Raw genomic sequence first — 15,566 nt, 5'->3', positions numbered from 1 at the left:
TATGTTAGAAGTAAATATTCTTGATGAGAGGTGGCACAGCACTATAGAGGATCCAGAGGGCTTTGTATTAAATATTATAAATGCTTCTCTAAAAAAATTAGAAATAGACCACTATAAACCAAGTATATCAATAGCTCTTGCTGATGATAACTTACTACATCAACTTAATTTAAAATTTAGAAAAATGAATAAGCCAACTAATGTACTATCGTTTCGGTGTGAGCAATTATCTAATGAATGCGACTTAGGAGATATAGCAATTTCAATAGACACAATAGAAAGAGAATCGCATGAGTATTGTATACTCATCCTTGCTCACATTGCGCACATGTTAGTGCATGGTTTACTCCATTTACTTGGCTATGATCACCAAAAAGAAGATGAGGGAATTATAATGAGAAATCTAGAAAGTAAGATTTTAGCTTCGCTTGGCTATGATATATAGTTATCGCGTGAGTACAGGTTTTAAAAGGAATTTAACAAAAATATAGTAGATAATACTAAAATATGTTATCTAGAAAATAAAGGGGTTTTAGCTATAAACGATAAAAGGTAAACAATATGGTTCAGTTTTCTCTGCCAAAGAATTCTAAAATTAATAAAAAGGGCAAAGTTTATCCTGCTCCTGCTAGAACAAAAAATATTAGAAGGTTTCAAGTTTACCGTTGGTCCGCTGATGATGAGAAAAATCCTAGAATAGACACATTTTTCATTGATATGGATAATTGTGGCTCTATGGTGCTCGATGCATTGATAAAAATAAAGGATGAAATAGATTCGACCTTAACTTTCAGACGTTCTTGCAGAGAGGGAATATGTGGATCTTGTGCTATGAATATTGATGGGACCAATACTCTTGCATGTACCAAATCTATACACGACATAAAAGGTGACGTAAAAATATATCCATTACCTCATATGTATGTAATAAAGGACCTAGTTTCCGACATGAGCCAATTTTATGAGCAATACAAGTCAATTAATCCTTGGTTACAAGCGGATAAACCTGACTTGCCAAATCAAGAATACTCACAATCTCCTGAGGATAGAAAAAAATTGGATGGCCTTTCTGATTGTATATTATGTGCTTGCTGTTCAACTGGTTGTCCAAGCTATTGGTGGAACAGTGATAGATTTTTAGGGCCAGCAATACTATTACAAGCTTACAGATGGATCGCTGATAGCCGTGATGATAAAACGGGTGAAAGACTCGATGCTTTAAACGACCCATTTAAGCTGTATCGTTGTCATACAATAATGAATTGTACAAAAACCTGTCCTAAAGGGCTTAATCCAGCAAGAGCAATAGCGAAAGTAAAGCAACTCATGGTAGAGAGAGAAGGAGTTTGAATACTATCTTTTGCATTCCTCGTAAGAAAAGAGTAAACCTTCTGAAGCGTAGGGTATTGTTAATATTCTGAACACTTTTCCATTTGTAAGATGGATCGTATCATTATGTGGTCCAAATAATTTTTTGAACAGCTCATGCTTTTGGTTACTAATAGTTTGAAAGTCCTCTTTTTCTAAAAACTTTTTAGATTCGAATAGGTAAAGCATGACTTCGTGATAAGTTGGATGAGATGCCAAAAATTTTGTGTCAAATTGAAAGGTTTTTACAAAAGCATTATTATAGAACTTTAGTTTTTGATTCTTATTATATATCGCAATAGCAATTGGTAACTCTTCAAGCAAATTTTTCTGTGTAGCTAAGTAACTATCTAATTCAGCGCGTAACTTTTCTGCATCACTAACATCTTTTCCATACATTACCACGCTACCAGAACTTCGTGTTGGAATTTTAACAAAATCAAAAACCTTGCGTTCGTTCTTGCAGGTTATCACATGTTTTCCTGATTTTGCGCTGTAGGCGCTACTAGCGACAGCCAATCTCTGAGAGCTATTTATATATTTATCATAAAACAAGTTACAAAACTTTACCTTTTTATTTTCATTATATTTTAGTATTGGAAACGGCAAAGAGTTGAAAATATTCCTATAGTTCTCTATTTCTTGTATAAGTTTATTATTTTCTAACTCAAGTTCGTTAGCTTTTATCTTATAGTCTGAGATATTTCTTATCCATAACAGCACACCAATCACGTTGTTAGAATCATCTATTATGCTTCTGCCATAACACATACAATAAACTTCACCGTCTTTTGACTTTAAATCCAGAGTAAAAGATTTATTTATTTTTTTTGCCTCAGTGAAATTTTTAATTAAGCTTTCTGATTGCTCAAAAAAGTTTACAAACTCATTAAATGAGTAAAAAACAGTATTGAGCAAAATTAGTAAGTTGGGAGAAAATTTTTCTATACGTTTTTTTGCATCCCAAATATAAAACCCATCGTCCACAGTATCAATTAAATTATTTATTATAATATTTTGATGTTGTAGGCTCTTAATTTTATTATTCACTTTCAATTTAGAATAAGAGAGAAAGAATAATATTAAAATTAATAATAAAACTACTTCATACAGAAAAAACATAGTACTTTTAAAACAGACGAAAAATTTGTCACCGCTCAGTAAGGGTATGTATAAGTTACGCTGAAGAGGTATACAAGTAAAGATTGCCTAGTATCTGAAAGCCCAATCTTTTATAAAGGTTTACAGAAGGTTTCATACAATGTGCTACTATATATTTGCACTCAAGCTGCTGAATTATCTTGATTCTTTCTAAAACCATTTGGGTACCTATTCCACGATTCCTATGAGTTGGTAAAACTCCATCACTATAAAAACCGGCTACGCTGTCTTGAATGTAAAAGCCGCATGTTCCAATAATTTCGTTGTTTAGTGTTATGAGAAAAAATCTTAATCCTGAGTTTTTATCATCATAACTTGATAATCCGCGAAAGAATGTGCTGACAATTCCAATGCTATGATGAAAAATCTTAGAAGTGTATAAGTCTAACTTTTCTAAGAGGTTGCTATTATTTACAGCATTCAACCTTAAGTCTGGGACAACATCGGCAGGTAAAAAGTAATTTTTCATGTTAAGTAAAGCTTTTTTTGGTGTGCTAACGTGTTTTATCTCACACTTTTCTAAAATGCCCTTCGTATGTGAATTCATTACCCATGTTGCTTCTATATTTCTTGTTCTAAGATAATCTAGAGTTTTTTGTACAGAAAGTTCAGTACATTGATCTTCACAAAACACAAAATTGAATAATGACTCTCTGGTACCATTTATTGTGAATATGATGTTATCAAATTCATCATGCACTTCCCACTTAGATAAATTCGCCGCGTAAAGTATGTAATCCTTTAGATTTTGAGTAACTAAGCTTGAATGATAAATTTTCTTATCCTGCATACACAAACAGTAAACAATAAAAGGCCCCTATAAGAACACAGGCTAAAATTGCAGCTATAATATCATCTAGCATAACGCCTAGAGGACCTTTGATATTTTTATCGATCAAATTTATAGGCCACGTTTTTATTATATCAAAAAACCTAAAAGAAAAAAAGCACAACAGCAATAAAGGGCAATTCATCTCTTGACGTAGTAATATCGAAATTAAAAATATTGTCAGCAATTGGCCAACTACTTCGTCAATCACCACCTCTTTTGGATCATGTGAGGTCTGGTAATGTTTTATGTAATTACCTATGGACCATACTCCAATCAAGAATAAAAAAAGAATAATTGCTGCACCTAAAATTCTGTTACTTAGTATTACAGGAACAATTGGGTAAGAAGCTAAGCTGCCTACGGTACCTGGCACTTTTTTTACTATGCCAGACAGCCACCATGTTGATATCAATTTATATAGAAATTTCACAATACACCAAACTACATGATTAATTTACGAGAACAGAAATAGTATCCTCTATAGAGGCACCTTCATACAATAATCTATAGACAGCTTCACATATAGACATTTTTGTCTTTAGCTTTTCTGCTAAATAAAATGTGGATTGAGCGGTGCTAAAACCTTCAATCACTGACTTACCTTCTGATAAAATCTGCTGAACATCAGAGCTATTATTACTACTACCTATCTTAAACCCGAAGGACAGATTTCTTGAATTCAAAGATGTGCATGTCATGATTAGATCACCTAGACATGCTGGTCCAAGTAGCGTATCTATATCTACATTGCTGTTGCCGATTTTTGCTAGATATAAAGCCTTTACTTCATTCATACTCTTTATTATCAGCGCTGCATGAGCATTAAATCCAAGTTTTTTACCCAAAATAATTCCACATGCTATAGCAAAAACGTTCTTTAATGCTGCACAAACCTGTACTCCTATGACATCGCTACTGAAGTACAATTTAATATTTTCCTGCTGTAGTTCTGATATTAGCTTTGAACCTAATGTATCATTTTGACATGCAAGAACCATTGAATAGGGTAATTTTCTCGCGACTTCCATAGCAAAACTAGGACCTGAGAAAATAGCAACAGGGTTGTTAGGTAAAACTTCATTTACTATTTCACTAGGTAGTTTTAATGTAGATCTTTCTATTCCTTTACAGGCTAAAATTATTGCTACATCTTTTTTCAAATTACAATCATGTAATTGCTGACATACCTTTCTCAGAGACTGAGTGGGGACAGCAAGGATTATTGCTGAAGCATTAACTGTTTCTTCAATAGCCAACTTTACTGACACATTATCAGAAATTCGACAACCCAATAATTTGTCACTTTCTCTTGTCCTGCTAATTGATTGAAATGTAGTTTCATTGCGAGTCCACAAAATTACATCTTGCTTATCACTTAATGAAATTGCAATTGCTGTACCCCATGCACCAGCACCTAAAATTGATATTTTCACACAATGTTCCTGAAAAGTATTACTTATACTTTAGAATAGCAGGATAAGTAAATTAAAAATATAACACAGATATGTAAATTAGTTAAATATTTATTAACCTAGGTATTCTTTTAATGGTAACAGCTTTAATTCAATATTTACTAAAAACAGTGTTATTCTTATGATATATAGTATATCTATTATATTTTAGATCCATTTATATAATTTTGGAATAGTGTGTTTACTATTAGTAATTTTGACCATTTGTTAATAAAAGTTTGATTTGTTACTTTCCTTAGTTATATATATTACTAAAATTATAAATTACTTACGGGGTGTAAAATATGCGTATATTACTAATTGAAGATGATCAAGTAAGTGCAAGGACTGTAGTTAATGCTTTAACTACTGATGGGCACTTTTGTGATGTTGTGACTTCTGCGCAAGACTACCACAACAATATGGTTTCCTCAAACGGAGATCACTATGACCTAGTTATTCTAGACATACACTTGCCTGGTGATATCGATGGATATGATATATTGTTAAGATTAAGAAGTGCAAAAATTAAAGTTCCTGTCTTAATACTTTCATGTATATCGGCTGTTAATCAAAAGACTAAAGGACTTGGATACGGTGCTGATGATTACTTAACTAAACCATTTCATAAAAGTGAGCTACTTGCTCGAATAAAGGCAATAGTACGTCGTACCAAAGGCCATCCTGAATCAGTGGTAAAGATTGGTAATATAAATATCAATTTTGATCACAGGGTTGTTGAGGTAAAAAGTAAAACGGTTCACCTTACTAATAAAGAGTATTCTATGATAGAATTGCTAGCGTTACGTAAAGGAACAGTATTAACAAAAGAAATGTTTTTAAATCATCTTTATAATGGCTGTGATGAACCTTCAGATAATAAGATAGTTGATGTCTTTATGTGCAAATTACGTAAGAAACTTGAAAGTGCAAATGATGGAAAAAGCCATATAGAAACCGTTTGGGGCAGAGGATATGTTCTAAAAGAGTATGTTGATGATGAAGAATATTCTAGTGTTAACGTAGACGAAAGTAGTAGTGGCTATCAAGCAGAACAAGTGAAGGACAGTGCATGAAATGCTTATACATTTAAATATAGCACATAGTCTATATTTACGTGAATGCCTAGGTGAAATATAAGCCGAGTTCTGTTTATGTAGCTATTTATCTGGAATAAATGTTACCATTTATTTCATGCGATTTACCCGAGTAGATATGAGGAAAAACATAAGGTCTACTCTTATTTAATCTTGCTCCTAGTGTTGGTTACTCAACTACCAATGTTGCCATTGTTATGGTGTGCTCTTACCACACCTTTTCACCCTTGCCTAAAAATATTTTAGGCGGTAATTTTCTGTAGCCCTATAACTGGAGTTACCTCCGGCGGGCGTTACCCGTCACTATTTTTCCTTGGAGCCCGGACTTTCCTCTGCTATGTTCAATACATAACAGCAGCTACTTATCTCACCTAGAAACTATACTTTAACATGAAAATCATAAAAGTAAAATAATTTCCTTGCTAACCAATGACCTGCGTCATATCAAACATCAGACCACAGCTAAAGGTGGTATTATAGATTGCTATCCCAAGCTAAGCCCTCATTCTCAGACTCTGAACTCCTACTGCTTTTTGGTGATGGACTACTTGATTGATTACTATTCCCTACTGATACGTATTCTAGCTCTGTAGTATTAATCTCATCACTGCTACTGCTACTACTACTTAAGTGTGATTGATTTTTATCATCCAATTCAGTCAATCCAGTTAGTGCCAATACAGGAACGGCATTACGTTGGCGGTACTCATTAAGCTTGTATACTATATATCCTATTATAATTACAATAAAAACAACTGCTCCAAGTAAGGATACTGCTATTATTTCTGCCTCGTTAGGGTTACGTGCTATAGCACGTCGAGTCGGTGGCGTAGTAGTGTTCTCTGAGTTTGTTATCGGCAAATTAGTTGGTGTTGTAGTAACTGTTGTTGCTTGTGAAGTGACAGTTGTTGTTTTAGGTTTTACCGTACTTGTTTTAGCTTTCGAAGTTACTGTTGATCCTTCTGTTGTTGGTTCCACTATTGTATGCACCGTACTTGGTTGAGTTGCTGGCTCCGTTGTTGTATGCACCGTACTTGTTTGAGTTGTTGAATCTGGTAAAGGTTGAGTAGTACTGCTCGTTGCAGAAGTTGGTGCAATAGTAGTTGATGCTGCTGTTCTTGGCTCTTCTGATATAGGCTTTCCAGTACTTGTTTCAGCATCCGAAGTTACTGTTGATCCTTCTGTTGTTGGTGTAGGTTCTACCGTACTTGTTTCAGCATCCGAAGTTACTGTTGATCCTTCTGTTGTTGGTGTAGGTTCTACCGTACTTGTTTTAGCTTTCGAAGTTACTGTTGATCCTTCTGTTGTTGATTCCACTATTGTATGCACCGTACTTGGTTGAGTTGTTGAATCTGGTAAAGGTTTACTCATTGCAGAAGTTGGTGCAACAGTAGTTGGTGCTTCTGTTGTAGGTTTTACCGTACTTGTTTCAGCATCCGAAGTTACTGTTGATCCTTCTGTTGTTGGTGTAGATTCTACCGTACTTGGTTGAGTTGTTATAGGTTTACTTGTTGCAGAAGTTGAAATGGTAGTCGGACTTGGTGCTTCTGTTGTCAATTTAGTAGTCTCTATAGCGTCTTTTGTTGTACTAGTAATTGCAGGAACTGTGGACGTTGTCACAACCTTTTCTGTAGGAGCTAAAGTACTGCTAGAAACAATACTTGGTGTTAATCGACCGTTAATGATATTAACAAAATCACTGAGAGTGATACTATCTGCCGGTATTATCGTTACCTTATGAGATTCTTCAAGGTTTTGATGATTGAAAGTTATGATATTTTTTCCACTCACCGCAGTTACAATAAAGCTGTCTTGACCATCGTCTTTAACATACAATTGCTCTATAGGATCTTCAAATTCATAAGCAGTAGAGTTCGATTTTGATCCATCTTCAAATATAGTTGCTATACGTACTCTCTGCTTATTAGCGGATTGGTCATTTTCAAGAAAAGCAACTAGATCATCACCGTTAATTCGCTTCACGTGCTGCAAAAAGCTTATTTCATGTTCACTAGAAAGAGATAGTGCTTTGTTATCTATTTGACCAGTTATATTACCAAGTGAAAAGCCTTTAACTCCTTTTCCATCTTTCAGATTCTGAACTACTTCAGCCACATTAAATTTGAAAATATACGTTTTTGTTACCTCTTGATCCTTAATAATTCTTTTCCTCACTTGCGAATAAAACATCATGTTTCTATCTAATGCCAATTGTCCCGGATTATCAAACTTGAACAGTTTTCTTTCTGTAACACCATTTTTCCCAGCCAATGCTTTCAATTTTCCACTCTTGTCTGGTCTTAAATACCAAGAAACTAAAGTTTGATCCTTTAGGTTATGAGCGATTACAATTACATCATCATCACCGACTTTCACTGCTTTTGGCTGAGAATAACTATTGCCTTCATTCGCAAGGTTAGTACTATTAATATTCTTTTGTAATTTGGTCTTACCTAAATGTTCAATCAAAGGAGTATTGGCTAACTGTTTAATTCCGTAAATGCTGAACATTAGGCCTTTAATGTATTTTTCTCCTTTTTCGTTAATTCCTTCTTCAGGAGCGATTATTCCAATTTTATCTATTTCGGCTGAATCTTTTATTAATATGAGAGATAATTGGTCCTTGAATTCATTTGCTACTTTGATACCCGTATTCCTTTTATATGTTTGTGATTTATAGGGTAGGATAATGAGTAATTCTACTATACTGCTCCCATCGCCATCATCTTGATAGCTGAGTCCATAAGCAACTCCTTCTCCCTCAATTAGCCCGGTTTTTGCTGGGTTAAAGTCTGTTGCTTTTTCAACTGTTTCTGTACTTGAGCTAGCTTTGAGCAATTTATTTAATATAAGCATAATTTTGTTTTAAATTTTAATAAAATACTATTATGACTATTTTAGCATATTAATGTCAATAAAAATCTTAACTAAGATTAAGAAATTAATTTTTTTTAATACTCTGCGCTAATAAACCCGGAACTTCTCACAGAAATTAGACTTCTTGCATAACAAACTTTTGGCAGCGCGTTGAGAAACGACTTGACAAACCCCGCCAGCGCTCTTATCATAGTACTGAAGCTATTTATTTAACTTCGCAATCTGCAGATTAAAACGACAAGGAAACTTGTATTTGGCGTTTTATTTTTAATTTTTTGCACTATGTGCACCGTATGTCTTTAATAAAACTTCTAGGTTTTCAAGCTGAAACGCGCTTATAAAGCGTTCAAGACATCAAAAACGTCAAATAGAACAAGGGAGAATTTGAATACTAGCTACCACGGGTTTTCTTTGCCTTTTTTTTCTGCCTAGTAAATTTCTTAAACATTTAAAGTTGCACTTAAAAGCAGCTAAATTGCAGCGTTTAAGGCTTAAAAAACGCCAATACTGAAATAGAAAGTGACTAGGGTTTCTTTTGCCTTTTTTTAGATTATGCAAGAAGTCTACTGTAAGTGGCTTGTTGACGAAAATTGTCTATCATACTATAATAGATATATTGACAGTATGAAATTACATGAGTCTTTTTAGCAGTATTAAAGAATTCTTTAGTCCTATTAAGCCAAATTACAAGCCTAGAGATAAACTTGAAGCTGAAGTGAGTAACATTCTTCCTGATAAGTATGTTTACAATGTTGAAGGAAGTAATTTGACAGTAGAGGTATTCTATAAAAATCTTAATAATCAAAAATTACGAAATATTGAAGAAACTATCAATGATACTTTAAAGAGGTGTAATAGGTTTTTTGATGTTCAGGTTAACGATGATACAAATTTCCGCATTTTTATGCTGGAGAATAGAGATCAACTTGCTGAAGTTTTAGAAAAAGTACATAACTTTGATCTACCAAAAACTTGGACTGGATTAACAGTTAATAACAATCACCCTCAGTATAGAGAGCTTTCAAAATCCTCAGCTTCAGATATATTTTTCTTTCTTAATGAGGGCAACGGATGGTTCTATGATAAACCCTTCTCTGACGATTACATTAAATATCATATTTCTCATGAGTTTACCCATTGCATTCAATTTCTTAAGTTTTATCAGCCAGTGATTGAGGGTTTATCACCGAAGCTTCAATTGCCAGTTTTTGAGGGAAGTGCGGACTTTATAGCGTGTGAGAAAACATGTAATGGACTTGAAAAAAATTCTATATGTGAATCTCGTTTTAAGAAGGGAATTGATAAGGTTAAATCTGAAAACTTAAGTTTATACGATATATATTATGGTTATTATGATCAAACAAGTGATAATCCTTATAAAACGGGAATTGTAGTATCAAAATTCTTGAATGACCAGCATCCTAAGACGATTGTTAAACAATTTCACTGTACTGGGCAAGGAGATTATAAATGTCACCATGATTTGCAAAGCGAGATATGGGAAATAAGTAGCAGTAAAGAGTTTGCAAACTGGGTGGATAAGCAACTGGAGATAATATGATGCTGTAGAAAAACCAACAATTGCAATTATTAGTCCTTCAGATATAATCTGTTGAGATTTACATGAACCTTACAGATGAAAGAAAAAGAAGAGCAGTTTAGTTTTACATCAGAAAACCTCAAGAAAGCGAAAAAATTTATAGAGGTGTACCCAAAAGGTAAAGAGGGTAGTGCTATTATGCCTTTACTATATCTGGTTCAAGAGCAATGTGGATGGGTTCCTGAATCTGCCATGCGCTACGTTGCTGACATGCTGCATATTCCACATATTCGTGTATATGAAGTGGTAAATTTTTATACCATGTATAATTTAAAACCAGTGGGTAAATATCTGATACAAATTTGCAGAACAACTCCTTGCTGGTTATGCAGTAGCGAAGAAGTTCTAAATGCCTTTAAAAAGAAACTTGGAATCAATATCGGTGAGACCACTAAGGACAATCTGTTTACTTTAAAAGAAGTTGAATGTCTTGGTGCGTGCGTTAATGCTCCGGTTGCGCAGATCAATAACGATTTTTATGAGAATCTTACCCCTGAAAAAGTGGAAAATATCATAGCAGAGCTTTCAAGCAAATAGATGGAAGAAAGGTTCTCATTTAGGATAACCAAGCAATCAGGTTCTGCAAGAGTTGGCACTATTAAAACTCCAAATGGAAACATAGAAACACCGGCGTTTATATTTTGCGCAACCAAAGCTGCTATTAAAGCTGCAGATATCGAAAGAATCAGTGAAGCTGGTACTCAGATAATACTGTCTAACACCTATCACCTAATGCTCCAACCAGGAGAGGATACTGTTGCAAAACTCGGTGGTCTGCACAAGATGATGGGATGGAATGGACCAATGCTCACTGATTCTGGTGGGTACCAGATATTTAGTTTAGGGCACGGATCAGTTTCAGAAGAGATAAAGGGAATAAGAAAAAAACAAAAAACTCTGATCAAAATCAATGAAGATGGGGCGATTTTTCGTTCTTACATCAATGGTAAAACTTATTGTCTAACTCCTGAAAAATCTATACAAATTCAACGAAAATTAGGTGCAGATTTAATCTTAGTTTTAGATGAATGTACTCCGTTTCATGTTAACAAAGAATACACAGAAAAATCAATGCTCATGAGCCATAGATGGGCTGAACGTTCTTTAAATGAATTTGGAAAAAATAATCACGGCAAACAAGCACTGTATGGGATTAGCCAAGGCGGAGTATATCAAGATCTGCGTAGAGAAAGTTGTGATTTTATCAATGATTCACCATTTTTTGGTCAAGCAATAGGTGGATCACTTGGTCGAAGTAAAGAGCAGATGTATGATGTAGTTTCCTTTACTATGGAACATTTAAAAAAAGATAAGCCTACTCATTTGCTCGGTATCGGTGGAATTGTGGACATCTTTCGCGCAGTAGAACTTGGAGTCGACACGTTTGACTGTGTGCATCCAACTCGCTTAGCAAGACATGGTGGCGCGCTTGTTAAAGTGAAAAGTAGAAATTCTATTTCTTCAAAGTGTAAAGAGCATATTAATTTGCGAAATCAACAATTTGAGCTAGACGATAATCCAATTGAAAGTGACTGTTTATGTTTTACTTGCAGAAAACATTCGAGAGCTTATATACACCATTTATTGAAAGCTAAAGAACTGCTAGCCTACACTCTCATTACTATTCACAATGTTTTCTTCATGAATAAGCTGATGGAATCGATAAGACGAGCAATATTGAATGCTAGGCTAGATCAGGAAAAGGATAACTGGATACTTTGAACTTGTCTCTTCTTAAGTCTTCTCCCCACACTGTTAGCTTTTCTTTCTTGTTATCTTTCTATTAACTTTGAAAGCACTGTAGTAAATAATTAATCTATCAGTGTTAGCCTTTATTCATGATTGGTAAAATTATGAGGCAAAGGTATGACTACATTAGCATTATTTGATTGTGACAACACTCTCATTTGGAAGCACCTGCATAATTATCTCTTAGGGTTAAGAAGAACAAGTGATTATGGTTCTGGTAAGGAAGGTGCAGTTACTGCTGAAGATATAAAAAAATTTATAGAAAATACCGGAATAAAAAATGAAGAGGAGCTAAAAAAATTACTGCAATATGCGCTTTTAAATGAAGTAGAAGTTGGTGTTGTATCATACACAGGATACCCAAATGCTGTGAAAAAAATAGTGGAAGATTATCTAGGTTTGTCTAAAGAACAAGCAAAGAATATTTCCGTAATTGGTGGATTTCCAAAAGATTATGATCCCGAGTTGAAAGAATTAAGTGTTAAAGAACAACAGGACCAAGTTGGAAAGAATCTTCACATCTGTAGGGCAATTAAAAGGCACAAGGATAAACACAAAGGTAGGTTGCCAGAAGCTGTCATATTGATCGATGATAATAAAACAAATGTTGAGAGGATTAAAAAGATCGTTAAATCAACGAGCGAAAGAAAAGGATGGCTTGAAGCAAATGGACTGAGTATTGAAGCTATAGAAAATATTAAATTTGAAGGTGTGCAGGCACCTACAGAGAAAGGTGGTGATGATCGTTATCTAGAAAGAGTAAAAGAATTTATTAGAGCTCATTCAAAAGGTAAGGAGATTACCATCTCCTTAAAAGAAAAAATGAAAGAAATTAGGATTCTTCTGAAGAAAGATGGTGTTAGCTCAGAAGAAGCGATATATGATGTTCAATATGCTTTTAAAGAACAAGTAATGGAAGCAATCAGAGGGCAAGGCTGTAGTGTGAGTAGTGAGGAAGGTAAAAGTAAGATTACTGTCAAAGGAAGTAAACCAATAGACGTTGAGCAGATAATACAAGATAATTTTAGTCAATTCATAGAGTTACGTGGTGAGATGCTTAAAAACGAAAATCTTAGAAAAGAAGAGCCCATATATCAGAACACTATTGGTGAGAAGATGTCATCCGAGACACAAGCAGAACCAGTATATGCTACAGTTAATAAGATCTCCTTAGAACCTGTTTAAAATCTTCGCAATAAGAGAGAAACGAAGGAAAGAACGACCATTTGTAGGCTAGTATTGAGTTTTCGCTCACAGTTTTTCCACAATCGCCTGCATTTTTCCAACCAAGCAAAAGACCGCTCAACAACCCATCTTTTTGGCAATACAGCAAAGGTATGTAATTCGCTTCGTTTTATTACCTCAACAGCTGCACCAATAGTTACTTTTATTTGTGTTGCAAAATTTTCTCCTGTATAGCCAGCATCAACGAGTATATTTTTGACTTCAGAGAGGTTTTCTTTAGCATTTCCCACCATTTTTACAGCACTGCTACGATCAGTTGCTTCTGCCGTTGTTATATGAATTGCATGTGGCAAGCCCTGTGTATCAACTGCGATATGACGCTTTATACCTGAAATCTTTTTACCTGCATCATAACCCTTTCTTTCAGCAGTATCTGCGTTTTTAACGCTTTGAGCATCAATTATGCAGAAACTGGTTTTCTCTTTCCGACCATTGTTGATACGGACCTCTCCAACTAATTTTTTTTAAGACTAATTCCAACAAACTTGGTTCTTCTCCATCCTTTTTATTCCACATTTGAAAATAATAATATATGCTCTCCCACCTTGGAAAATCTTTTGGCAACATCCTCCACTGGCAACCACTTTTTAGGACGTATAATACTGTACAAAATACATCATATAAATCAAGTTTTCTTGGTTTTGTTTTCCTCCTGCTACTCTCCAGAATTGGTTTGATTTTTTCAAATTGCTCTCGACTTATATCACTTGGATAACTTTTTCGCATAGATATACCTCATTCTTAATCTACCCCTATTTTACCTTATCCTTTCGAGATTTTAAACAGGTTCTTAGAAAGAATAGTTAAGTGATGCTCAGATAAATTTCTTGCTAGATCCATAAGTTGATAATCACCTATATTTTTAATGAATGCCTTGAACTGATCTATTTTTAAGTGAGGTAAGATGTTTTCTAACTGCCCTGGATTTAATACTTTTACTAGATTTCCAAGTTGATCTTCACTTAAAGTAGGGACAATAATCTTCAGCTTTGTCTCATTTAAGTCCTGAGCAAAAGTTTTTAATTGATGATTAGTTAAGTGATCCACTAAAGCTTGAAGTTGATCATCAGTTAATTGCTCTGCTAAGGTTTGCAACTGGTTATTGTCAAGATCTTCTGTAAGGACCTTTAGTTGTTGATTAGTTAAGTGATACACTAGATTTTCAATTTGAGTATCTGTTAAATTTTCAATAATTACAGGCTTACGAAGTTGAGATATAACGTCAGGTAAGCTTTTTGATTTTTGTAATATGACTTTCAATTGATTATTCCAATCATCTTCAGCAATAGAGTTTCCTTTTCTGTCTGAAAAATAAATTGTTTCCTCATTGTTTTCATGATCTTTAACCATAGTAACGTACTCATAATCTTTAGACGGATAACGTTGATATTCAGCACCGTTACAACTGGCACACATAATATGAGGATGTTTTGGATCTAGAGATAATGCAGCAATAAGTAATGAGGTAGAAGAAAGTTCGCATATAACTTTCCCATCGCCAGTCTTAACAAGTGTCTCATCACCATTAAAATCAAAAAAATTTGGGTGTTCGAGTAATTCTTTTATTTGTGAATTACTCATATGAAACTTCAACGATGAATTTGGTAAAATTACTCTCTCTCCATCTAACCCTGATGGAGTAGGTAATAAGATTATTACACGTGGTTCATCATTGTCATGATCCCATTCCACCTTTACTTCATTTGCATCGTATGAAACAACTTTTCCTTCGCTATCTTCATACATATAAGAAAGAAATTTCCCTTGTTGTCCCTCTAATGCTTTATAACTTATAAAATAGGGTTTCAGTGTAACTTCTTTCTGTTCACTTAAAGTATTTTCTTCTATCAAGCTTATTCTATTAGCCTCTAAACCCATTGTAACTGGGGATGTTTTTTGAGATAAACCGGTTATTTGCTGTCCCGGAACTATCTTAAATATATGTTTACTCTCAGTCATAAAAATTGCCTAATAAATTTACAATTATCAACATTATAATATTCATTAGTTAATTTATAGTTAAGTTGATATATACTATAATTGCAATAATGGGTATTAAGATGTAAACTTCTTGCGTTACTTCCTGTCATCTCAATGCTATTGAATCCAGAAAATTCAATTGCAAATGAGTACACCAGATAGTCACATAATAAAAACTAGATCAAGTCTTGCATCTGCTATACAAC

Annotated in this window: 14 protein-coding genes and 1 other RNA gene; 7 read left to right on the top strand and 8 right to left on the bottom strand. The window is 34.2% G+C overall.

Annotation, left to right across the window (positions count from 1 at the left end; genetic code table 11):
- The first annotated feature begins 1 nt into the window (after position 1).
- Both ybeY and ACICP6_RS00140 read left to right on the top strand, forming a co-directional pair.
- Positions 2-445, top strand: coding sequence for an rRNA maturation RNase YbeY (ybeY, locus tag ACICP6_RS00145; protein ID WP_395463132.1), 444 nt, complete (start codon positions 2-4; stop codon positions 443-445).
- A 116-nt stretch (positions 446-561) separates the two neighbouring features.
- Positions 562-1,350, top strand: coding sequence for a succinate dehydrogenase iron-sulfur subunit (locus tag ACICP6_RS00140; protein WP_395463131.1), 789 nt, complete (start codon positions 562-564; stop codon positions 1,348-1,350).
- 3 nt (positions 1,351-1,353) lie between these two features.
- Here the strand turns inward: ACICP6_RS00140 and ACICP6_RS00135 are convergent, their stop codons facing one another.
- From ACICP6_RS00135 to ACICP6_RS00120, 4 genes are read right to left on the bottom strand one after another with little or no spacing between them, the layout of a single operon-like run.
- Entirely contained in the window at positions 1,354-2,490 is a 1,137-nt protein-coding gene (locus ACICP6_RS00135; RefSeq protein ID WP_395463130.1) for a hypothetical protein, read from the bottom strand.
- A gap of 55 nt (positions 2,491-2,545) precedes the next feature.
- A complete protein-coding gene (locus ACICP6_RS00130; RefSeq protein WP_395463129.1) occupies positions 2,546-3,319 on the bottom strand; it encodes a GNAT family N-acetyltransferase in 774 nt (257 codons plus the stop codon).
- Positions 3,309-3,791: a phosphatidylglycerophosphatase A gene (locus ACICP6_RS00125; protein WP_395463128.1), complete on the bottom strand. Its 483-nt coding sequence runs from the start codon at positions 3,789-3,791 to the stop codon at positions 3,309-3,311. Before ACICP6_RS00125 ends, ACICP6_RS00130 begins: the two co-directional genes overlap by 11 nt.
- A gap of 19 nt (positions 3,792-3,810) precedes the next feature.
- Positions 3,811-4,794: an NAD(P)H-dependent glycerol-3-phosphate dehydrogenase gene (locus ACICP6_RS00120; RefSeq protein WP_395463127.1), complete on the bottom strand. Its 984-nt coding sequence runs from the start codon at positions 4,792-4,794 to the stop codon at positions 3,811-3,813.
- Between the two features lie 323 nt (positions 4,795-5,117).
- Between ACICP6_RS00120 and ACICP6_RS00115 the strand changes: the two genes are divergently transcribed.
- On the top strand, positions 5,118-5,888 hold the full coding sequence (locus ACICP6_RS00115; RefSeq protein ID WP_395463126.1) for a response regulator: 771 nt from the start codon (positions 5,118-5,120) through the stop codon (positions 5,886-5,888).
- A gap of 45 nt (positions 5,889-5,933) precedes the next feature.
- Here ACICP6_RS00115 and rnpB read toward each other — a convergent pair.
- Both rnpB and ACICP6_RS00105 read right to left on the bottom strand, forming a co-directional pair.
- An RNA gene (gene rnpB / locus ACICP6_RS00110) (RNase P RNA component class A) lies at positions 5,934-6,284 on the bottom strand.
- 99 nt (positions 6,285-6,383) lie between these two features.
- Positions 6,384-8,765, bottom strand: coding sequence for a hypothetical protein (locus tag ACICP6_RS00105; RefSeq protein ID WP_395463125.1), 2,382 nt, complete (start codon positions 8,763-8,765; stop codon positions 6,384-6,386).
- A gap of 655 nt (positions 8,766-9,420) precedes the next feature.
- On the opposite strand from ACICP6_RS00105, the gene ACICP6_RS00100 reads away from it, so the two are divergent.
- From ACICP6_RS00100 to ACICP6_RS00085, 4 genes are all read left to right on the top strand, one after another.
- A complete protein-coding gene (locus tag ACICP6_RS00100) occupies positions 9,421-10,347 on the top strand; it encodes a collagenase (RefSeq protein ID WP_395463124.1) in 927 nt (308 codons plus the stop codon).
- Between the two features lie 75 nt (positions 10,348-10,422).
- Positions 10,423-10,923 carry an NADH-quinone oxidoreductase subunit NuoE gene (gene nuoE, locus ACICP6_RS00095; RefSeq protein ID WP_395463123.1) on the top strand — a complete coding sequence of 167 codons (501 nt, stop codon included), beginning with the start codon at positions 10,423-10,425 and terminating at the stop codon, positions 10,921-10,923.
- Positions 10,924-12,108, top strand: a complete 1,185-nt coding sequence (gene tgt / locus ACICP6_RS00090; RefSeq protein ID WP_395463122.1) for a tRNA guanosine(34) transglycosylase Tgt — start codon at positions 10,924-10,926, stop codon at positions 12,106-12,108.
- 144 nt (positions 12,109-12,252) lie between these two features.
- Complete coding sequence (locus ACICP6_RS00085) at positions 12,253-13,320, top strand: hypothetical protein (protein WP_395463121.1); 1,068 nt, start codon at positions 12,253-12,255, stop codon at positions 13,318-13,320.
- Here the strand turns inward: ACICP6_RS00085 and ACICP6_RS00080 are convergent.
- Positions 13,317-14,106, bottom strand: a protein-coding gene (locus ACICP6_RS00080; protein ID WP_395462624.1) for an IS5 family transposase whose coding sequence is annotated in 2 segments (ribosomal slippage) — positions 13,317-13,844 and positions 13,846-14,106 — 789 coding nt in all. Because the reading frame shifts where the segments join, the coding sequence is not laid out codon by codon here. The genes ACICP6_RS00085 and ACICP6_RS00080 overlap by 4 nt on opposite strands.
- A 36-nt stretch (positions 14,107-14,142) precedes the next feature.
- Entirely contained in the window at positions 14,143-15,339 is a 1,197-nt protein-coding gene (locus ACICP6_RS00075; RefSeq protein ID WP_395463120.1) for a hypothetical protein, read from the bottom strand.
- Positions 15,340-15,566: the final 227 nt, after the last annotated feature.

Source organism: Wolbachia endosymbiont of Cantharis cryptica, assembly GCF_964277405.1.
In the GTDB taxonomy this organism is placed as follows: Bacteria; Pseudomonadota; Alphaproteobacteria; order Rickettsiales; family Anaplasmataceae; genus Wolbachia.
Note: the sequence above shows the minus strand (reverse complement) of the source record. Positions and strands in the feature narration are given on the sequence as shown.

Coding starts and splice junctions, on each gene's coding strand:
- ybeY (WP_395463132.1), top strand. CDS start 2: ATGTTAGAAGTAAATATTCTTGATGAGAGGTGGCACAGCACTATAGAG.
- ACICP6_RS00140 (WP_395463131.1), top strand. CDS start 562: ATGGTTCAGTTTTCTCTGCCAAAGAATTCTAAAATTAATAAAAAGGGC.
- ACICP6_RS00135 (WP_395463130.1), bottom strand. CDS start 2,490: ATGTTTTTTCTGTATGAAGTAGTTTTATTATTAATTTTAATATTATTC.
- ACICP6_RS00130 (WP_395463129.1), bottom strand. CDS start 3,319: ATGCAGGATAAGAAAATTTATCATTCAAGCTTAGTTACTCAAAATCTA.
- ACICP6_RS00115 (WP_395463126.1), top strand. CDS start 5,118: ATGCGTATATTACTAATTGAAGATGATCAAGTAAGTGCAAGGACTGTA.
- ACICP6_RS00105 (WP_395463125.1), bottom strand. CDS start 8,765: ATGCTTATATTAAATAAATTGCTCAAAGCTAGCTCAAGTACAGAAACA.
- ACICP6_RS00100 (WP_395463124.1), top strand. CDS start 9,421: ATGAGTCTTTTTAGCAGTATTAAAGAATTCTTTAGTCCTATTAAGCCA.
- nuoE (WP_395463123.1), top strand. CDS start 10,423: ATGAAAGAAAAAGAAGAGCAGTTTAGTTTTACATCAGAAAACCTCAAG.
- tgt (WP_395463122.1), top strand. CDS start 10,924: ATGGAAGAAAGGTTCTCATTTAGGATAACCAAGCAATCAGGTTCTGCA.
- ACICP6_RS00085 (WP_395463121.1), top strand. CDS start 12,253: ATGACTACATTAGCATTATTTGATTGTGACAACACTCTCATTTGGAAG.
- ACICP6_RS00075 (WP_395463120.1), bottom strand. CDS start 15,339: ATGACTGAGAGTAAACATATATTTAAGATAGTTCCGGGACAGCAAATA.